The sequence below is a fragment of the Enterobacter cloacae complex sp. P27C genome (genome assembly GCF_014895705.1).
Lineage (GTDB): Bacteria > Pseudomonadota > Gammaproteobacteria > Enterobacterales > Enterobacteriaceae > Enterobacter > Enterobacter bugandensis.
On sequence record NZ_JADBQB010000017.1, the window covers coordinates 1 to 19431 of the forward strand.

Genomic DNA, 19431 nt, shown 5'->3' on the forward strand with positions numbered 1-19431 from the left:
TGCCGAACTCAGAAGTGAAACGCCGTAGCGCCGATGGTAGTGTGGGGTCTCCCCATGTGAGAGTAGGGAACTGCCAGGCATCAATTAAGAAGAACCCCGTACCGTAAGGTGCGGGGTTTTTTGCTTTTCTTTTTCTCCCTCTCCCTGAAACTTTCTCACCTTCGACTTGCAGGCTCGACATTCATACCATTTCTGGGTATCGTTAGCTGTCTGGATGTCTAAACGTTTATACGTATATTGTGAGGAAGTAAGGTTATGCCGATTCGGGTGCAGGACGAGCTACCAGCCGTCAATTTCTTACGTGAAGAGAACGTCTTCGTGATGACGGCTTCACGCGCGACAGGTCAGGAAATTCGCCCGCTGAAGGTTCTCATCCTCAACCTGATGCCGAAAAAGATTGAGACTGAGAATCAGTTTCTGCGTCTGCTGTCGAACTCCCCGCTGCAGGTCGATATTCAACTGCTGCGTATTGATGCCCGCGAGTCACGTAACACGCCCTCTGAGCATTTGAATAACTTCTACTGTAACTTCGAAGATATTCGGGGGGAAAACTTCGACGGACTGATTGTGACAGGCGCGCCGCTCGGTCTGGTTGAATTTAACGATGTTGCTTACTGGCCGCAGATCAAACAGGTGCTGGAGTGGGCAAAAGATCACGTCACGTCAACGCTGTTTGTCTGCTGGGCGGTACAGGCCGCACTCAACATTCTCTACGGTATTCCCAAGCAAACCCGCACTCAAAAGCTCTCCGGCGTATACGAACACCACATTCTTCATCCACACGCGCTGCTGACGCGTGGTTTTGATGACACCTTCCTGGCCCCGCATTCTCGCTACGCCGATTTTCCGGCCCAGCTGATTCGTGATTACACCGATCTGGAGATCCTGGCCGAAACGGAAGACGGGGATGCCTACCTGTTTGCCAGTAAAGACAAACGTATCGCGTTCGTTACCGGCCATCCTGAGTATGATCCCGATACTCTCGCATCAGAGTATTTCCGTGATGTCGAAGCGGGTCTTAATCCGGATATCCCGTACAACTATTTCCCGAAAAACGATCCGCAAAACAAACCTGGAGCCACCTGGCGCAGCCACGGAAATCTGCTGTTCACTAACTGGCTCAACTATTACGTCTACCAGATTACGCCGTACGATCTTCGCCACATGAATCCGACGCTGGAGTAATCGTCTGCATTAAACGATCCTAAAGCGTTTCAGCTATTCAGATCAGGCACCTTCGGGTGCCTTTTTTATTTCCGAAATCCCGTTCAACATGCCAGGAAACTTTAACTCCATATTAATCATCATGTTGCGTTGTAATTAAAATTAAAATGGAAATTGTTTTTGATTTTGGAAAAATTATAGATAGTCTTAATTCTGCTGAGCGAAAACTACACAACGATCTTTCGTTCGCATTGGGGGCGTGATTTTGGATCTTTGATGAGGAGCAGAACGATGACTCAACAGGCAACCACGGTCGATGAATTGACCTTTACCCAGCCGAATGGTGAGCAAGAACAGCAGGTTTTGACGGCCGAAGCGGTAGAGTTTCTGACTGAGCTGGTGACCCGCTTTACGCCGCAGCGCAATAAGCTGCTGGCGGCACGCATTCACCAACAGCAGGAAATCGATAACGGCAAGTTGCCAGGATTTATTTCGGAAACTGCTTCCATTCGTCGTGGTGAGTGGAAAATCCGCGGCATTCCTGAAGATTTACAGGATCGTCGCGTTGAGATCACTGGTCCGGTAGAGCGCAAAATGGTGATCAACGCCATGAACGCCAACGTTAAAGTCTTTATGGCCGATTTTGAAGACTCGCTGGCCCCGGACTGGAACAAAGTTATCGACGGGCAGATCAACCTGCGCGATGCCGTCAACGGCACCATCAGCTACACCAACGAAGCCGGGAAAATCTACCAGCTCAAACCGAATCCGGCGGTGCTGATCTGTCGCGTACGAGGTTTGCACCTGCCTGAAAAACATGTCACATGGCGTGGAGAAGCCATTCCGGGCAGCCTGTTTGATTTCGCACTCTATTTCTTCCATAACTACAAAAACCTGCTGGCAAAAGGTAGCGGTCCCTATTTCTATCTGCCAAAAACGCAGGCCTGGCAGGAAGCCGCCTGGTGGAGCGAAGTATTTAGCTACGCGGAAGATCGATTCAACCTGCCGCGCGGCACGATCAAGGCCACGCTGCTGATTGAAACGCTGCCCGCCGTGTTCCAGATGAATGAAATTCTGCATGCCCTGCGCGACCACATTGTCGGCCTGAACTGCGGACGCTGGGACTATATTTTCAGCTACATCAAGACGCTGAAAAACTATCCCGATCGCGTACTGCCGGACCGCCAGGTCGTGACCATGGATAAACCCTTCCTGAGCGCCTATTCGCGTCTGCTGATTAAAACCTGCCACAAGCGCGGTGCCTTTGCGATGGGCGGCATGGCGGCCTTTATTCCGAGCAAAGACGCGGAGCGCAATAATCAGGTGCTCAACAAGGTGAAAGCCGATAAAGAGCTGGAAGCCCGTAACGGTCACGACGGCACGTGGATTGCCCATCCGGGCCTGGCCGATACGGCGATGGAGGTCTTCAATCGCGTACTCGGCGATAACAAAAATCAGCTGTTTGTCACGCGCGAAGAAGATGCCCCAACGGCTGAAGAACAGCTGCTGGCACCGTGTGCGGGCGAGCGAACGGAAGAGGGGATGCGTGCCAATATTCGCGTCGCGGTCCAGTACATCGAAGCGTGGATCTCCGGCAACGGCTGCGTGCCTATCTACGGCCTGATGGAAGATGCTGCCACGGCGGAAATTTCGCGCACCTCTATCTGGCAGTGGATCCACCATCAAAAAACGCTCAGCAACGGCAAGCCGGTCACCAAAGCCCTGTTCCGTCAGATGCTGGCCGAAGAGATGCGGGTCATCCAGGACGAGCTGGGCGAACACCGCTTCAGCAGCGGACGTTTTGACGACGCAGCGCGCCTGATGGAGCAAATCACCACATCAGATGACTTAATCGACTTCCTGACCCTGCCGGGCTACCGCTTCCTGGCGTAACTCACCACATAACAATATGGAGCATCTGCACATGAAAACCCGTACCCAACAAATCGAAGAATTAAAGAAAGAGTGGACTCAACCGCGCTGGGAAGGCATCCGCCGTCCTTACAGCGCGGAGGACGTGGTGAAATTACGCGGCTCGGTCAACCCGGAATGCACGCTGGCACAGAACGGTGCGGCGAAAATGTGGAAGCTGCTGCACGGTGGCTCCAAAAAGGGTTATATCAACAGCCTCGGTGCGCTGACCGGCGGTCAGGCATTGCAGCAGGCGAAGGCCGGCATAGAAGCCATTTACCTTTCCGGCTGGCAGGTCGCGGCGGACGCCAACCTGGCCTCCAGCATGTATCCGGATCAATCTCTTTATCCGGCCAACTCGGTACCGTCGGTGGTGGATCGGATCAACAATACCTTCCGCCGCGCGGATCAGATCCAGTGGGCTGCCGGTATCGAACCTGGCGATCCGCGCTTTACTGATTATTTTCTGCCGATCGTCGCGGATGCGGAAGCAGGCTTCGGCGGCGTGCTGAACGCCTTCGAACTGATGAAATCGATGATTGAGGCCGGTGCAGCGGCCGTTCACTTCGAAGACCAGCTGGCGTCGGTGAAGAAGTGCGGGCATATGGGCGGAAAAGTTCTCGTCCCGACCCAGGAAGCGATTCAGAAGCTGGTTGCCGCGCGTCTGGCTGCTGACGTGCTCGGTGTGCCGACGCTGGTGATTGCCCGTACCGATGCGGATGCGGCAGACCTGATCACCTCTGACTGCGATCCGTACGATAGCGAATTTATTACCGGCGAGCGCACCAGCGAGGGGTTCTATCGCACGCATGCCGGTATCGAACAGGCCATCAGCCGCGGCCTGGCCTATGCCCCTTACGCCGACCTGGTCTGGTGTGAAACGTCCACGCCGGATCTGGCGCTGGCGAAGCGCTTTGCCGATGCGATTCATGCGAAATACCCGGGCAAACTGCTGGCCTACAACTGTTCGCCGTCCTTCAACTGGCAGAAAAAGCTGGATGACAAAACCATCGCCAGCTTCCAGCAGCAGCTGTCGGATATGGGCTACAAGTACCAGTTCATCACCCTGGCAGGCATCCACAGCATGTGGTTCAACATGTTCGACCTGGCGCACGCTTACGCGCAGGGGGAGGGCATGAAGCACTACGTTGAGAAGGTGCAGCAGCCGGAGTTTGCCGCTGGTAAAGACGGCTATACCTTTGTTTCTCACCAGCAGGAAGTGGGGACGGGCTACTTTGATAACGTGACGACCATCATCCAGGGAGGCGCCTCATCCGTTACCGCCTTAACGGGGTCAACCGAAGAAGCACAGTTCTAAACTTTTCCCCCTCTCCCCTCCGGGGAGAGGGACGGGGTGAAGGGGAATATATGTCGCGTGGCCTGGAATTGCTGATTGCCCAAACCATTCTGCAGGGCTTTGATGCCCAGTATGGTCGTTTTCTGGAAGTGACCTCCGGCGCGCAGCAGCGCTTCGAACATGCAGACTGGCATGCGGTTCAGCAGGCCATGAAGCAGCGTATTCATCTCTATGACCACCATGTGGGTCTGGTGGTGGAGCAGCTGCGCTGTATTACCGACGGTAAAAGCCCGGACGCGGCATTTTTACTGCGTGTGAAAGAGCATTACACCCATCTGTTACCCGACTACCCTCGCTTCGAGATTGCGGAGAGCTTTTTCAACTCCGTCTATTGCCGGTTATTTGACCACCGCTCATTATCTCCTGAGCGGTTATTTATCTTCAGCTCCCAGCCTGAGCGCCGCTTCCGTACCATTCCGCGTCCGCTGGCGAAAGATTTCTTTCCCGATCGCGGGTGGGAAAAGCTCCTGCATCGCATCTTAACGGATTTGCCGCTGCGCCTGCCGTGGGAGAACAAGCTCCGGGATATCGGCTATATCCATGCGCATCTTCGTGAAACCTACGGCGAGGAGGTGCTCAGCCGCAGCCATGTGCAGGTGGCCAACGAGCTGTTCTACCGGAATAAGGCCGCCTGGCTGGTGGGCAAACTGGTTACGCCGACGGCCATTGTGCCGTTTCTGTTGCCCATTCACCGTACCGACGACGGCGAACTGTTTGTCGATACCTGCCTGACCACCAGCGCCGAGGCCAGCATCGTGTTTGGCTTCGCCCGCTCCTATTTCATGGTGTACGCCCCGCTGCCTGCCGCCCTGGTGGAGTGGCTGCGCGAGATCCTGCCGGGCAAAACTACCGCCGAGCTGTATATGGCGATTGGCTGTCAGAAGCATGCCAAAACGGAAAGTTACCGGGAATACCTGCGCTATGTCACCGCGGCGGATGAGCAGTTTATCGAAGCGCCAGGTATCCGCGGCATGGTGATGCTGGTCTTCACGCTGCCGGGCTTCGACCGGGTCTTTAAGGTGATAAAAGACAGATTCGCCCCGCAGAAAGAGATGACCGCCGCCCACGTCCGCGCCTGCTATCAGCTGGTAAAAGAGCACGATCGCGTCGGGCGAATGGCCGATACCCAGGAGTTTGAAAACTTTGTGCTGGATAAGCAGCAGATCGATCCGGCGCTTATGTCGCTGTTAATGCAGGAAGCGCCGACGAAAATCACCGATCTGGGCGATAAAATAGCGATTAGCCATCTCTATATTGAGCGCCGTATGGTGCCGCTCAATATCTGGCTGGAACAGTCAGAGGGCCAGGCATTACGTGATGCCATCGAAGAGTACGGCAACGCTATCCGCCAGCTCGCCGCCGCCAATATCTTCCCTGGCGATATGCTGTTTAAAAACTTCGGCGTCACCCGGCACGGGCGGGTGGTGTTCTACGATTACGATGAAATTTGCTACATGACCGAGGTGAACTTTCGCGATATCCCGCCGCCCCGTTACCCGGAGGATGAGCTCTCCAGCGAGCCGTGGTACAGCGTTTCGCCGGGCGATGTGTTTCCCGAGGAGTTTCGCCACTGGCTGTGTGCGGACCCACGCATCGGGCCGTTATTTGAAGAAATGCATGAAGATCTGTTCCACGCCAGCTACTGGCGCGGGCTACAAACGCGGATCAAAAATGGGCACGTGGAGGATGTGTACGCTTACCGCCGCAAGCAGCGGTTTTGTGTGCGATTTAACGAATCCCACCGTACGCCAGCGTCACCTCTTTCGCGGCCTTAATCACCAGCGCGCCCAGCTCGGTCACCCGGTCGTCGGTCATACGTGAGATGGGGCCAGAGATGGAGATCGCAGCAAACGGCTCGCGATGTTCGTCGAAAATACAGGACGCGAGGCAGCGCAGCCCCAGCGCATGTTCCTCGTCATCAAACGAATAGCCGCGCTTGCGGGTCAACGCCAGATCTTCTTTCAGATGCACCGGCGACACCAGCGTGGCGTGGGTATAGGCGTGCAGCCCTTTTCGGTGCAGCAGCCCGGTCACCTGCTCTTCGCTCAGCTGCGACAAAAACGCTTTCCCCGCCCCGGAGGCGTGCATCGGCAGCTTGCCGCCAATCGGCGCGGACATGCGCATCAACTGCGTGCACTGCACCTGGTCGATAATAATCGCCTGGTGGTCGCTCTGGTCGAGCACCGCAAGGTTCACCGTCTCGCCGGACTCCTCCATCAGCTTGCGCAGAATCGGATGCACAATCGCCAGCAGGTTACGGCTCTGAAGGAAGCTGCTGCCCACGATAAACGCATGCGCGCCCACCGCCCAGTGCCCCAGCTCGCCGACCTGGCGGACAAAACCCAGCTGCTGCATGGTGGTCAGCAGGCGGTGCGTGGTGGAGTTCGGCAGACCAGCCTGCTGGGCCAGCTCCGTCAGGGCCACGCTGCCGTGCGACTCGGCTATCCACTCCAGCAGCTTCAGACCGCGCGTCAGGGATTGAACCTGTCCGCCGGGTTGTGAAGCGGCGGTGGCGGCAGGTTTTCTGCCGCGTTTGGCGGGAACGGTCGCGACCATGACGATCTCCTTTTTCTGTATCGTGGAAATCATTTTCGTTTTATTTGGTGAATTTGCAACCGCTTTCCTGACTGATCGGAGGAGTGATGGTGAACATGTCTCATGTTACCGCGGCGTGACTTTTCCACCCTGCGAGATTGTGCCAGTATGGAACGCAGCCTTTTGGCCTTGTTGAGCGTTGTCGGGAGCAAGTGTGAGCAGCAAAGTAGAGCAACTGCGTGCGCAGTTAAATGAACGAATTCTGGTGCTGGACGGCGGCATGGGCACCATGATCCAGAGCTATCGTCTGAGCGAAGACGATTTCCGCAGCGAGCGCTTCGCCGACTGGCCCTGCGACCTGAAAGGAAACAATGACCTGCTGGTGTTGAGCAAACCGTCCGTCATCAGGGATATTCACAACGCCTACTTTGAAGCAGGTGCGGATATCGTTGAAACCAACACCTTCAACTCGACAACCATCGCCATGGCGGATTACCAGATGGAATCCCTGTCGGCGGAGATCAACTATGAGGCGGCCAGGCTCGCCCGCGCCTGTGCCGACGAGTGGACGGCCCGCACGCCGGACAAGCCGCGCTACGTTGCCGGGGTGCTTGGCCCGACCAACCGCACCGCGTCGATTTCACCGGACGTCAACGATCCGGCGTTTCGTAATATCACCTTTGACCAGCTGGTTACGGCGTATCGTGAATCGACCAAAGCGCTGGTGGAAGGTGGCTCCGACCTGATCCTGATTGAAACGGTGTTCGATACCCTCAACGCCAAAGCCGCGATATACGCGGTGAAAGAGGAGTTTGAGGCGCTGGGCGTTGACCTGCCGATCATGATCTCCGGCACCATCACCGACGCCTCCGGCCGCACCCTGTCCGGCCAGACAACCGAAGCGTTTTATAACTCCCTGCGCCACGCCGACGCGCTCTCCTTCGGTCTGAACTGCGCGCTGGGACCAGACGAACTGCGCCAGTATGTGCAGGAGCTTTCGCGCATTGCCGAATGCTACGTTACCGCGCATCCGAACGCCGGTCTGCCGAACGCGTTTGGCGAGTACGATCTGGATGCTGACACCATGGCGGCGCAAATCCGCGAGTGGGCCGAGTCAGGCTTCCTGAACATCGTCGGCGGCTGCTGCGGCACCACGCCGGAGCACATCGCCGCCATGAGCCGCGCCGTGGACGGGCTGCCGCCGCGCAAGCTGCCCGAGCTGCCGGTTGCCTGTCGCCTTTCCGGCCTGGAGCCGTTGACCATCGGCGACGACAGCCTGTTTGTGAACGTGGGTGAACGTACCAACGTTACCGGTTCCGCTAAATTCAAGCGTCTGATCAAAGAAGAGAAGTACAGCGAAGCGCTGCACGTCGCCCGCCAGCAGGTGGAAAGCGGGGCGCAGATTATCGATATCAACATGGACGAGGGGATGCTTGACGCCGAAGCGGCGATGGTGCGTTTCCTCAACCTGATTGCCGGTGAGCCGGATATCGCCCGCGTGCCGATCATGATTGACTCCTCCAAGTGGGAGGTCATCGAAAAAGGGCTGAAGTGCATTCAGGGCAAAGGCATCGTTAACTCCATCTCGATGAAAGAGGGCGTGGATATCTTTATCCACCACGCGAAGATGGTGCGCCGCTACGGTGCGGCCGTGGTGGTGATGGCCTTCGATGAGGTGGGCCAGGCCGACACCCGCGAGCGCAAAATTGAGATATGCCGCCGCGCGTACAAAATTCTGACCGAAGAGGTGGGCTTCCCGCCGGAAGACATTATTTTCGACCCGAACATCTTTGCCGTCGCGACCGGCATCGAAGAGCACAACAACTACGCCCAGGACTTTATCGGCGCGTGTGAAGACATCAAGCGCGAGTTGCCGCATGCGCTGATCTCCGGCGGCGTGTCGAACGTCTCGTTCTCGTTCCGCGGCAACGACCCGGTGCGTGAGGCGATCCACGCCGTGTTCCTCTACTACGCCATCCGCAATGGGATGGACATGGGCATCGTCAACGCTGGACAGCTGGCGATTTACGACGATCTGCCTGCTGAACTGCGCGATGCCGTAGAGGACGTGATCCTCAACCGTCGCGACGACGCCACCGAGCGCATGCTCGACCTGGCGGAAAAATACCGCGGCAGTAAATCGGATGAATCGTCCAATGTTCAGCAGGCCGAGTGGCGTTCCTGGGACGTGAAAAAGCGTCTGGAATACTCGCTGGTGAAAGGGATTACCGAGTTCATCGAGCAGGACACCGAGGAAGCGCGTCAGCAGGCAGCCCGCCCGATTGAGGTGATCGAAGGGCCGCTGATGGACGGCATGAACGTGGTTGGCGATCTGTTCGGCGAGGGCAAGATGTTCCTGCCGCAGGTGGTGAAATCCGCTCGCGTCATGAAGCAGGCAGTGGCTTATCTTGAACCCTTCATCGAAGCCAGCAAAGAGAAAGGCTCCAGCAACGGTAAAATGGTTATCGCCACCGTGAAGGGCGACGTGCACGACATCGGCAAAAACATTGTTGGCGTGGTGTTGCAGTGTAATAACTACGAAATTATCGACCTTGGCGTGATGGTTCCGGCGGATAAAATCCTCAAGACCGCGCGCGAAGTGAACGCCGATCTGATTGGCCTCTCCGGCCTGATTACGCCGTCGCTCGACGAAATGGTCAACGTGGCAAAAGAGATGGAGCGTCAGGGCTTCACCATTCCGCTGCTGATTGGCGGGGCGACCACCTCGAAAGCGCACACGGCAGTGAAGATCGAGCAGAACTACAGCGGACCGACGGTTTACGTGCAGAACGCCTCGCGCACGGTGGGCGTGGTTTCCGCACTGCTCTCCGAGACTCAGCGCGACGATTTTGTGGCGCGCACTCGCCAGGAGTACGAAACCGTTCGCGTGCAGCACGGGCGCAAAAAACCGCGCACGCCGCCGGTGACGCTCGCTGCCGCACGCGATAACGACCTGGCCTTTGACTGGGCAAGCTATACGCCGCCGGTCGCGCATCGTCTGGGCGTGCAGGACGTGACGGCCAGCATCGAGACGCTGCGCAACTACATTGACTGGACGCCGTTCTTTATGACCTGGTCGCTGGCGGGCAAATATCCGCGCATCCTCGAAGATGAAGTCGTAGGCGAAGAGGCGAAGCGTCTGTTTAAAGACGCCAACGATATGCTGGACACGCTGAGCGCAGAGAAAACCCTCAACCCGCGCGGCGTGGTGGGGCTGTTCCCGGCGAACCGCGTGGGTGACGACGTGGAAATCTACCGCGATGAAACCCGCACCCACGTGCTGGCCGTGAGCCATCACCTGCGGCAGCAAACCGAAAAAGTGGGCTTTGCCAACTACTGCCTGGCGGATTTCGTTGCGCCGAAGCTGAGCGGGAAAGCTGACTATATCGGCGCCTTTGCGGTAACCGGCGGTCTGGAAGAAGACGCCCTGGCGGACGCGTTTGAAGCGCAACACGATGATTACAATAAGATCATGGTGAAAGCGATTGCCGACCGCCTGGCGGAAGCCTTTGCTGAATACCTGCACGAACGCGTACGTAAGGTGTACTGGGGTTACGCGGCGAATGAGAACCTCAGCAACGAGGAGCTGATCCGCGAAAACTACCAGGGGATTCGTCCGGCGCCGGGCTATCCGGCCTGTCCGGAACACACCGAAAAAGGCACTATCTGGAAACTGCTGGACGTGGAAGCGCATACCGGCATGAAGCTCACCGAGTCGTTCGCCATGTGGCCGGGCGCGTCCGTGTCGGGCTGGTACTTCAGTCATCCGGACAGCAAGTACTTCGCCGTGGCGCAGCTGCAGCGCGATCAGATCGAAGATTACGCCCTGCGCAAAGGCATGAGCGTATCAGAGGTAGAGCGCTGGCTGGCGCCGAATTTAGGCTACGACGCGGACTAACGTCACTTTTCCTTACAACAAACAGGGCACCTCAACGGTGCCCTGTCTCTTTCTTACGTTTAAACCCTTATACTTAATCATAAAATCTATAACGATAAGGAGAACCCACTTCCGTGCTGACGTTGTTACATCTGCTTTCGGCAGTCGCACTGCTCGTATGGGGCACCCATATTGTCCGCACCGGCGTGATGCGCGTGTTCGGCGCGCGCTTACGTACCGTCCTCAGCGGCAGCGTTGAGAAGAAGCCGCTCGCCTTCTGCGCGGGGATTGGCGTCACGGCGCTGGTGCAAAGCAGCAATGCCACCACCATGCTCGTCACCTCGTTCGTGGCGCAGGATCTGGTCGCGCTCGCCCCGGCGCTGGTGATCGTGCTGGGTGCTGACGTCGGTACCGCGCTGATGGCGCGTATCCTGACGTTCGATCTCTCCTGGCTGTCGCCGCTGCTGATTTTCATCGGTGTGATCTTTTTCCTTGGCCGCAAACAAACGCGTGCCGGGCAGCTTGGCCGCGTGGGCATTGGCCTCGGGCTGATTCTGCTGGCGCTGGAACTGATTGTGCAGGCGGTGACGCCTATCACCCAGGCGAACGGCGTGCAGGTCATCTTCGCCTCGCTGACCGGTGACATCATGCTGGATGCGCTGATCGGGGCAGTGTTTGCCATCATCAGCTACTCCAGCCTGGCCGCCGTGCTGCTGACGGCCACGCTCACCGCCGCGGGCGCGATCTCCTTCCCGGTGGCGCTGTGTCTGGTGATCGGCGCTAACCTCGGCTCTGGCCTGCTGGCGATGCTCAACAACAGCGCGGCCAATGCTGCCGCCCGTCGCGTGGCGCTGGGGAGTTTGCTGTTTAAGCTGGTGGGCAGCCTGATTATTCTGCCGTTTGTCCATCCGCTGGCAAACCTGATGGACAACCTCCCGCTGCCGAAAGCGGAGCTGGTGATCTACTTCCACGTCTTCTATAACCTGGTGCGCTGTCTGGCTATGGTGCCGTTTGCCGCGCCGATGGCCCGCTTCTGCGAGCGTCTTATCCGTGATGAACCGGAGCTGGACGCGCGCCTTAAGCCGAAGCATCTGGATACCTCCGTGCTGGACACCCCCGCGCTGGCCATCGCCAACGCCGCCCGCGAAACGCTGCGCATGGGCGACGCGATGGAAACCATGCTCGAAGGGCTGAAAAAGGTGATGCACGGCGAGCCGCGCGAGGAAAAAGAGCTGCGCAGGCTGGCGGACGACATCAACGTGCTGTATACCGCCATCAAGCTCTATCTGGCGCGTATCCCGCAGGACGAGCTGGCGGAAGAGGAGTCCCGCCGCTGGGCGGAAATCATTGAGATGTCGCTTAACCTGGAGCAGGCCTCGGACATCGTTGAGCGTATGGGCAGCGAAATCGCGGACAAATCCCTGGCCGCGCGTCGGGCGTTCTCCGTGGAAGGGCTGAAGGAGCTGGAAGCGCTGCACGAAAAGCTGGTGAGCAACCTGAAGCTGGCGATGTCGGTGTTCTTCTCCAGCGACGTACCGAGCGCGCGCCGCCTGCGCCGCAACAAGCATCGCTTCCGCATTCTTAACCGCCGATACTCGCACGCCCACGTTGAGCGCCTGCATCAGCAGAACGTGCAGAGCATCGAGACCAGCTCACTCCATCTGGGGCTGCTGGGGGATATGAAGCGTCTTAACTCGCTGTTCTGCGCAGTGGCGTATAGCGTGATGGAACAGCCGGATGAAGACGACGAGCGGGATGAGTATTAATCTCTGAAAGCGCCTCGCAGATCCTCTCCATGAGGCGTGACCAAACTCTACTGAAAACGTAACGTCACGCCACAGGTCATAAGCAGACCTGTGGCGTGAGACAATGTAATCTTTTATGTATAAAATTTTATACAGGGATGTGGTATGCTGTCAGAAAAACCAGCAATGAGACCCATTGCATGGATGGGGAGTGCCTTCGATGATTTGCTCGGCTTCCCGGAGGAAATCCGGCGGGAAGCAGGGTATCAGCTACATCGATTACAGGCTGGATTAGAGGCGGCAGACTGGAAGCCGATCTCAGAGATTGGCAAAGGCGTTGCAGAGATACGGCTACGCGGTGACACGGGCGCATACCGAATCATCTATTTGGCTCGTTATGAGGATGCTGTTTACGTACTGCATTGCTTTAAGAAGAAAACGCAGCGGACATCAGGCCATGATAAATACATAGCAAAGGCACGTTTTCAGGCGGTGCTTGATGCTCGGAGAGGATGAAAATGGGAAGACGCGTTGATACAAAAATTCGGCATGTGACAGCTTCAGAAACGAACATTTTTGCTGAGCTGGGTTTTGAAGAAAGTGAAGCTAAACAGTTGCACGAAAGTGCCGAAAAAGAGGTTGAGCAGTTGCTTGCCATCAAGCGGCAACTGATGCAGGAAATTTCCTCGTGGATTGCGGAGAATAAACTGCGTCAGACTGACGCTGCCGCCAGGCTAAACGTCTCTCGTCCCCGCGTGTCTGATGTCGTGAACCTCAAAACCAGTAAGTTCACCCTTGATACGCTGATCATGATGTTATGTAAACTTGGAAAACCCGTCTCAGTTACGGTCGGCTAATCTTTTTTTCCAGTCCATACCTAAGGTATATTTCGCCCTTCACAGGAGAAACTATGCTGCCAACTCAATCAACCCGATTAAACAAGTACATTAGCGAGAGCGGGATCTGCTCACGTCGCGAGGCTGACCGTTACATTGAACAAGGTAACGTGTTCCTCAACGGCAAACGCGCCACTATCGGTGACCAGGTGGTCCCTGGCGATGTGGTTAAAGTAAATGGTCAGGTCATCGAACCGCGTGATGCAGAAGACCTGGTGTTTATCGCGTTGAACAAACCGGTTGGGATTGTCAGCACCACGGAAGACGGAGAGCGGGACAACATCGTTGATTTCGTGAACCACAGTAGCCGCATTTTTCCGATTGGCCGTCTGGATAAAGACTCTCAGGGGCTGATTTTCCTCACCAACCACGGCGATCTGGTGAACAAAATTCTGCGTGCCGGTAACGACCACGAGAAAGAGTATATCGTTACGGTGAACAAGCCGGTGACGGACGAGTTCATTCGCGGGATGGGCGCAGGCGTGCCGATTCTGGGCACCGTGACGAAGAAGTGCAAGGTCAAAAAAGAAGCGCCGTTTGCGTTCCGTATCACGCTGGTGCAGGGCCTGAACCGCCAGATCCGTCGCATGTGCGAGTATTTTGGTTATGAAGTGACGAAGCTGGAACGTACGCGCATCATGAACGTCAGCCTGTCCGGGATCCCGCTGGGCGAGTGGCGTGACTTAACGGACGACGAGCTGATCGAGCTGTTCAAGCTTATCGAAAACTCCTCGTCCGAAGCGAAGCCGAAAGCTAAAGCCAAACCGAAAACGCAGGCGATTAAACGTCAGGTGGTGAAGGCACCGCAGGCGGAAGAGAAAGGGCGGGGCAAGCCGGGTAACGGAAAACGCTTTACCCAGCCGGGTCGCAAAAAGAAAGGGCGCTGATTAGCGCCTTCCACGGGTTGATGTATTGGCGGACCAGGAAAAGGTCGCCTCTGCATCCGGCTTATAAGCCTGCTCTTTTTTCAGCTTGCGGGCTTTTTTTGCCGCAGCCTCACGTTGCGCCATCAGCTTGTCGATGTACTCTTTTTTAACCTGATTGGTTTCGGCGTTCGTCAGCGTGCGGCCATGGGCGATGCGGGCGCGGTCGAGAAGCGTTTTCAGTTCACGCTGCTCGGCTTCCGTCATGTCTTTCTGGGTCAAACGTGGTGTAGCCATTGCTGAAGCCTCCTGATGGGGAGGCTTCAGTGTAAAGCAAGCCCCGTCAATTAACCCTGCTTCAGCGCATCTTTTTTCGGTTGCTCATCAATCGGCTTACCGGACCAGTAGCCCGCCAGCAGCGAGCCGGACAGGTTGTGCCAGACGGAGAACAGCGCGCCCGGGAGGGCCGCCAGCGGTGAGAAGTAAATTTTACCCAGCGCCGCCGCCAGGCCGGAGTTCTGCATCCCTACCTCGATTGCCAGCGTGCGGCAGGTGGACTCGTCAAAGCCAAACAGCTTCCCGCCCCAGTAGCCGCCCAGCAGGCCAATGGTGTTATGCAGCACCACCGCGACGATCACCACAAAGCCCACGGAGGCAATGTGCGACGCGGAACCGGCCACCACGGCGCTGATGATCGCCAGAATGCAGACCATCGAAAACGCGGGCAGGTATGGCTCAACCGCTTTCACCACGCGCGGGAACAGATGGTGAATGACCAGCCCCAGCGCAATCGGGATCACCACAATCTGCAGAATGCTGAGCAGCATGCCCATCACATCCACCTGAATATGTGCGTCCACGTACAGGCGGGTTAACAGCGGTGTGGCAATCACGCCAACCAGCGTGGATACCGAAGAGATGGTCACGGAGAGCGCCACGTCACCTTTCGCGAGATAGATCATCACGTTAGATGCCGTACCGCTGGCGACGCTGCCCACCAGCACCATCCCGGCGGAGAGATCGGGCGGCATCTTAAAGGCCATCGCCAGCAGCCAGGCCGCGAGCGGCATCACCAGGTAGTGCAGGAAGATCCCTGCAGCCACCGGCGCCGGGCGCGACAGCACGCGTTTAAAATCGTCGATTTTCAGGTGCACGCCCATGCCGAACATAATCAGCATCAGCAGCGTGGTGACCCACGGACCAATGCCCGTGAACGTGTTAGGGGTGTAATACGCGAGTACGGAGAGCAGCAGCGCCCATAGCGGGAACAGCCGGGTGATAGCGGATAACATAGTGAATTCCTTGCAGTATTGTCGTGTTGTTTAGTTATGAAAAAGCCGGGTCTGTGCCCGGCTTATAGGTATTGTTTATCGTGCTAACGAATTTTATTCAAACAAATTCTGATGAAGTTTCTGCACCACCTGCTCGGCCTGATCGGCAGGGACCAGGAAGCAAAGGTTATAGCTGGAGGCACCGTAGCAGATCATGCGGATGTTGAACGGGTCAAGCACGCCGAACACCTCTTTGCCCACGCCGCAGGCGCGAGACAGCTTGTTACCGATGATGGCCACCAGCGCCAGGTCTTCTTCGACCTCCACGCGGCACAGCTCAGACAGCTCAATCAGCAGCGACTGCGTCAGCAGGGTGTCGCCGGTGGAGGTGGAGCCGGTGGTGTCCAGCGTCAGCGCAATGCTCACCTCAGAGGTGGTAATCAAATCTACAGAGATGTTATGGCGCGCGAGGATGCCAAACACTTCCGCCAGGAAGCCGCGGGAGTGCAGCATATTGTGGCTGTGCAGCGTGACCAGCGTCTGGCGGCGGCGCAGGGCCAGCGCGCGGAACAGCGGCGGGTTCTCGGTTTTCTTGCAGACCAGCGTCCCGCCCGCTTTTGGATCTTTACTGGAGCCAACGAAGACCGGAATATCGCTGCGCACGGCAGGCAGCAGCGTTGCCGGATGCAGCACTTTTGCACCGAAGGTGGCCATTTCAGCCGCTTCTTCAAATGCAATCACATCAATACGTTTTGCCGCGGAAACGACGCGCGGATCGGTGGTGTAAATACCCGGCACGTCAGTCCAGATATCCACGCGCGTTGCGTGCAGGGCTTCGCCCAGCAGCGCGGCGGTGTAATCGCTGCCGCCACGGCCAAGCGTGGTCGTGCGTCCTTTCGCTTCGCTGCCGATAAAGCCCTGGGTGATCACCATGCCTTCTGCCAGGCGCGGCGCCAGCTGCTGGTTGGTGAGCTCGGCCAGCATCTCAACGTCCGGTTCGGCGCGCCCAAAACGATCGCTGGTGCGCATCACTTTACGCACGTCAAACCACTGCGCCTGAACGTTACGCTCGCGCATAATTTCAACAAACAGCAGGGTAGACATCAATTCACCGTGGCTGACCAGTTCATCGGTCAGGGCGGTAGAGGTGGCCAGGGACGCCGCTTCTGCCAGGGTGGTGATATTTTCCAGCAGGCGCTCCACTTCTTCGCGGATCACGTTCGGGTTTTGCAGACGTTCAAGAATGTCGAACTGAATTTTGCGCAGTGCATCCAGCTTCACGAAACGTTCTGTCGCTTCCAGTCCTTCAGACAGAGAAACCAGCAGGTTCGTCACGCCGGCGGATGCAGAGAGCACCACCAGGGGGGTATTCGGATCGGCCAGCACCACATCGGCGCTGCGGTTCATGGCATCGTAATCGGCCACACTGGTGCCGCCAAACTTGGCGACCACAAAACTCGTCATAACAACCTCGTGTCAGGGAATGAATAAGCGACCTTGGCACAAGAATGAAACGAAAACAGGTGCAGGCGCAAAATACGGCCCTATAAATAAAATGCGGGGGAGGTCCTGTCAATGCTGGGATTATGCGGATTTTTTATGGGGGGGTACCCCTGAGAAACAGGACTTATAACAGGCCCATATTTTATGCTCCTTTTTACCCCCTTTTGACCGACATTTCGCCACGCCGGAAGGGCGCGACAGCAGCTATACTTTTCGGGTCTTTTCACCTGCGTTTGATGCAGACCAGGGCAATGGCATAAAAACCATCACAATTTTTATTTGCAGGCGCTACAATCGACCGCAGTCACAATTCTCAAATCAGAAGAGTATTGCTAATGAAAAACATCAACCCAACGCAGACCGCTGCCTGGCAGGCACTACAGAAACATTTTGATGAAATGAAAGACGTCACCATCGCGGATCTGTTCGCGAAAGATGCCGATCGTTTCACTAAATTCTCCGCGACCTTCGATGACCTGATGCTGGTGGATTTCTCTAAAAACCGCATTACCGAAGAGACGCTGGCAAAACTGCAGGATCTGGCGAAAGAGACCGAGCTGGCCGACGCCATCAAATCCATGTTCTCCGGCGAGAAGATCAACCGCACCGAAGACCGTGCAGTGCTGCACGTGGCGCTGCGCAACCGTAGCAATACGCCAATCATCGTTGACGGCAAAGATGTGATGCCGGAAGTGAACGCGGTGCTGGAAAAGATGAAAACGTTCTCCGAAGCGATCATCTCCGGCAGCTGGAAAGGCTACACTGGCAAAGCGATCACCGACGTGGTTAACATCGGTATCGGCGGCTCTGACCTCGGTCCGTTCATGGTGACCGAAGCGCTGCGTCCTTACAAAAACCACCTCAACATGCACTTTGTCTCTAACGTCGATGGTACCCACATCGCCGAAGTGCTGAAGAACGTAAACCCGGAAACTACCCTGTTCCTGGTGGCGTCTAAAACCTTTACCACCCAGGAAACCATGACCAACGCCCACAGCGCGCGCGACTGGTTCCTGAAAACCGCGGGCGACGAAAAGCACGTGGCGAAACACTTTGCGGCGCTCTCCACCAACGGTAAAGCGGTAGGCGAGTTTGGCATCGATACGGCGAACATGTTCGAGTTCTGGGACTGGGTTGGCGGCCGCTACTCGCTGTGGTCTGCAATCGGTCTGTCCATCATCCTGTCCGTGGGCTTTGACAACTTCGTTGAGCTGCTCTCCGGCGCGCATGCGATGGACAAACACTTCTCCACCACCGCGCCTGAGAAAAACCTGCCGGTGCTGCTGGCGCTGATCGGTATCTGGTACAACAACTTCTTCGGCGCTGAAACCGAAGCGATCCTGCCATACGACCAGTACATGCACCGTTTTGCGGCCTACTTCCAGCAGGGCAACATGGAATCCAACGGTAAGTACGTTGACCGTAACGGCAACGCGGTGGACTACCAGACTGGCCCGATCATCTGGGGCGAGCCGGGCACCAACGGCCAGCATGCCTTCTACCAGCTGATTCACCAGGGTACCAAAATGGTACCGTGCGATTTCATCGCCCCGGCAATCACGCACAACCCGCTGTCCGACCACCATCCGAAGCTGTTGTCTAACTTCTTCGCACAGACCGAAGCGCTGGCGTTCGGTAAATCCCGCGAAGTGGTTGAGCAGGAATACCGTGACCAGGGTAAAGATCCGGCCACGCTGGAGCACGTTGTGCCGTTCAAAGTGTTCGAAGGCAACCGCCCAACCAACTCCATCCTGCTGCGCGAAATCACCCCGTTCAGCCTGGGCGCGCTGATTGCGCTGTACGAGCACAAGATCTTCACCCAGGGCGCGATCCTGAACATCTTCACCTTTGACCAGTGGGGCGTTGAGCTGGGCAAACAGCTGGCAAACCGCATTCTTCCAGAGCTGGGTGACGATAAAGCCATCGACAGCCACGACAGCTCCACCAATGGTTTGATTAACCGTTATAAAGCATGGCGTGCGTAATTAATATGTCATGACAAATGCCGGCGATATGCCGGCATTTTTTTATCGGATAATTCCTGATGTCTGTTAGTTAACTCAAATTCTGACTCTGAGTTTAATCTGAAAAAGGCGGTTAACCTGCTAATTGCTGCGGTTTATTTTAAGAAAATACGTAGAGCCAAGATAATAAGAATATATTATAATTTATTGATTTTTATCGATTATTTATTTTAAATATTTGTTTTTCGTTTCTGTTTTATCCATTATTCCGAAAACCATCCCCCTATTTCCCCCCACGGTAAACGCTCTGCTGTAGTTGTGTATACTCGATTCCGCCTGAATTTC

15 protein-coding genes are annotated in these 19431 nt (G+C 56.4%); 10 read left to right on the plus strand and 5 right to left on the minus strand.

Going from position 1 to position 19431, the window contains the following annotated elements:
• The coding region (locus IM291_RS22010; RefSeq protein ID WP_226840462.1) for a hypothetical protein at positions 1-181 on the minus strand (181 nt) is incomplete at its 3' end.
• A gap of 74 nt (positions 182-255) precedes the next feature.
• Between IM291_RS22010 and metA the strand changes: the two genes are divergently transcribed.
• From metA to aceK, 4 genes are all read left to right on the plus strand, one after another.
• Positions 256-1185 (plus strand): homoserine O-succinyltransferase, encoded by a 930-nt coding sequence (gene metA, locus IM291_RS21290; RefSeq protein ID WP_048957448.1) that lies wholly within the window; start codon positions 256-258, stop codon positions 1183-1185.
• A 270-nt stretch (positions 1186-1455) separates the two neighbouring features.
• Entirely contained in the window at positions 1456-3057 is a 1602-nt protein-coding gene (gene aceB, locus IM291_RS21295; protein WP_047362605.1) for a malate synthase A, read from the plus strand.
• Between the two features lie 31 nt (positions 3058-3088).
• Entirely contained in the window at positions 3089-4393 is a 1305-nt protein-coding gene (aceA, locus tag IM291_RS21300; protein WP_150145253.1) for an isocitrate lyase, read from the plus strand.
• A 50-nt stretch (positions 4394-4443) separates the two neighbouring features.
• Complete coding sequence (gene aceK / locus IM291_RS21305; protein WP_192987600.1) at positions 4444-6207, plus strand: bifunctional isocitrate dehydrogenase kinase/phosphatase; 1764 nt, start codon at positions 4444-4446, stop codon at positions 6205-6207.
• Here the strand turns inward: aceK and iclR are convergent.
• A complete protein-coding gene (gene iclR / locus IM291_RS21310; RefSeq protein WP_192987602.1) occupies positions 6161-6988 on the minus strand; it encodes a glyoxylate bypass operon transcriptional repressor IclR in 828 nt (275 codons plus the stop codon). The two genes, aceK and iclR, sit on opposite strands and share 47 nt — an antisense overlap.
• Positions 6989-7181: 193 nt before the next feature.
• On the opposite strand from iclR, the gene metH reads away from it, so the two are divergent.
• The 5 genes from metH to rluF all read left to right on the plus strand — a co-directional run bounded on the left by metH (position 7182) and on the right by rluF (position 14372).
• Positions 7182-10865: a methionine synthase gene (metH, locus tag IM291_RS21315; protein WP_192987604.1), complete on the plus strand. Its 3684-nt coding sequence runs from the start codon at positions 7182-7184 to the stop codon at positions 10863-10865.
• Positions 10866-10978: 113 nt separating this feature from the next.
• Positions 10979-12610, plus strand: coding sequence for a Na/Pi cotransporter family protein (locus IM291_RS21320; protein WP_041911578.1), 1632 nt, complete (start codon positions 10979-10981; stop codon positions 12608-12610).
• Between the two features lie 144 nt (positions 12611-12754).
• Positions 12755-13105, plus strand: coding sequence for a type II toxin-antitoxin system RelE/ParE family toxin (locus IM291_RS21325; protein WP_048959325.1), 351 nt, complete (start codon positions 12755-12757; stop codon positions 13103-13105).
• Positions 13106-13107: 2 nt separating this feature from the next.
• Complete coding sequence (locus IM291_RS21330) at positions 13108-13446, plus strand: helix-turn-helix domain-containing protein (protein WP_032655712.1); 339 nt, start codon at positions 13108-13110, stop codon at positions 13444-13446.
• A 53-nt stretch (positions 13447-13499) separates the two neighbouring features.
• On the plus strand, positions 13500-14372 hold the full coding sequence (rluF, locus tag IM291_RS21335; protein ID WP_192987606.1) for a 23S rRNA pseudouridine(2604) synthase RluF: 873 nt from the start codon (positions 13500-13502) through the stop codon (positions 14370-14372).
• On the opposite strand, the gene IM291_RS21340 is transcribed toward rluF, so the two are convergent.
• The 3 genes from IM291_RS21340 to lysC form a co-directional block, all read right to left on the minus strand.
• On the minus strand, positions 14373-14645 hold the full coding sequence (locus tag IM291_RS21340; RefSeq protein WP_003860346.1) for a DUF3811 domain-containing protein: 273 nt from the start codon (positions 14643-14645) through the stop codon (positions 14373-14375).
• 50 nt (positions 14646-14695) lie between these two features.
• Positions 14696-15640, minus strand: coding sequence for a ketopantoate/pantoate/pantothenate transporter PanS (gene panS / locus IM291_RS21345; RefSeq protein ID WP_028015121.1), 945 nt, complete (start codon positions 15638-15640; stop codon positions 14696-14698).
• Between the two features lie 93 nt (positions 15641-15733).
• Positions 15734-17083 carry a lysine-sensitive aspartokinase 3 gene (gene lysC / locus IM291_RS21350; RefSeq protein WP_192987607.1) on the minus strand — a complete coding sequence of 450 codons (1350 nt, stop codon included), beginning with the start codon at positions 17081-17083 and terminating at the stop codon, positions 15734-15736.
• Positions 17084-17457: 374 nt separating this feature from the next.
• Between lysC and pgi the strand changes: the two genes are divergently transcribed.
• Entirely contained in the window at positions 17458-19107 is a 1650-nt protein-coding gene (gene pgi, locus IM291_RS21355) for a glucose-6-phosphate isomerase (RefSeq protein WP_048998333.1), read from the plus strand.
• Positions 19108-19431 lie beyond the last annotated feature (324 nt).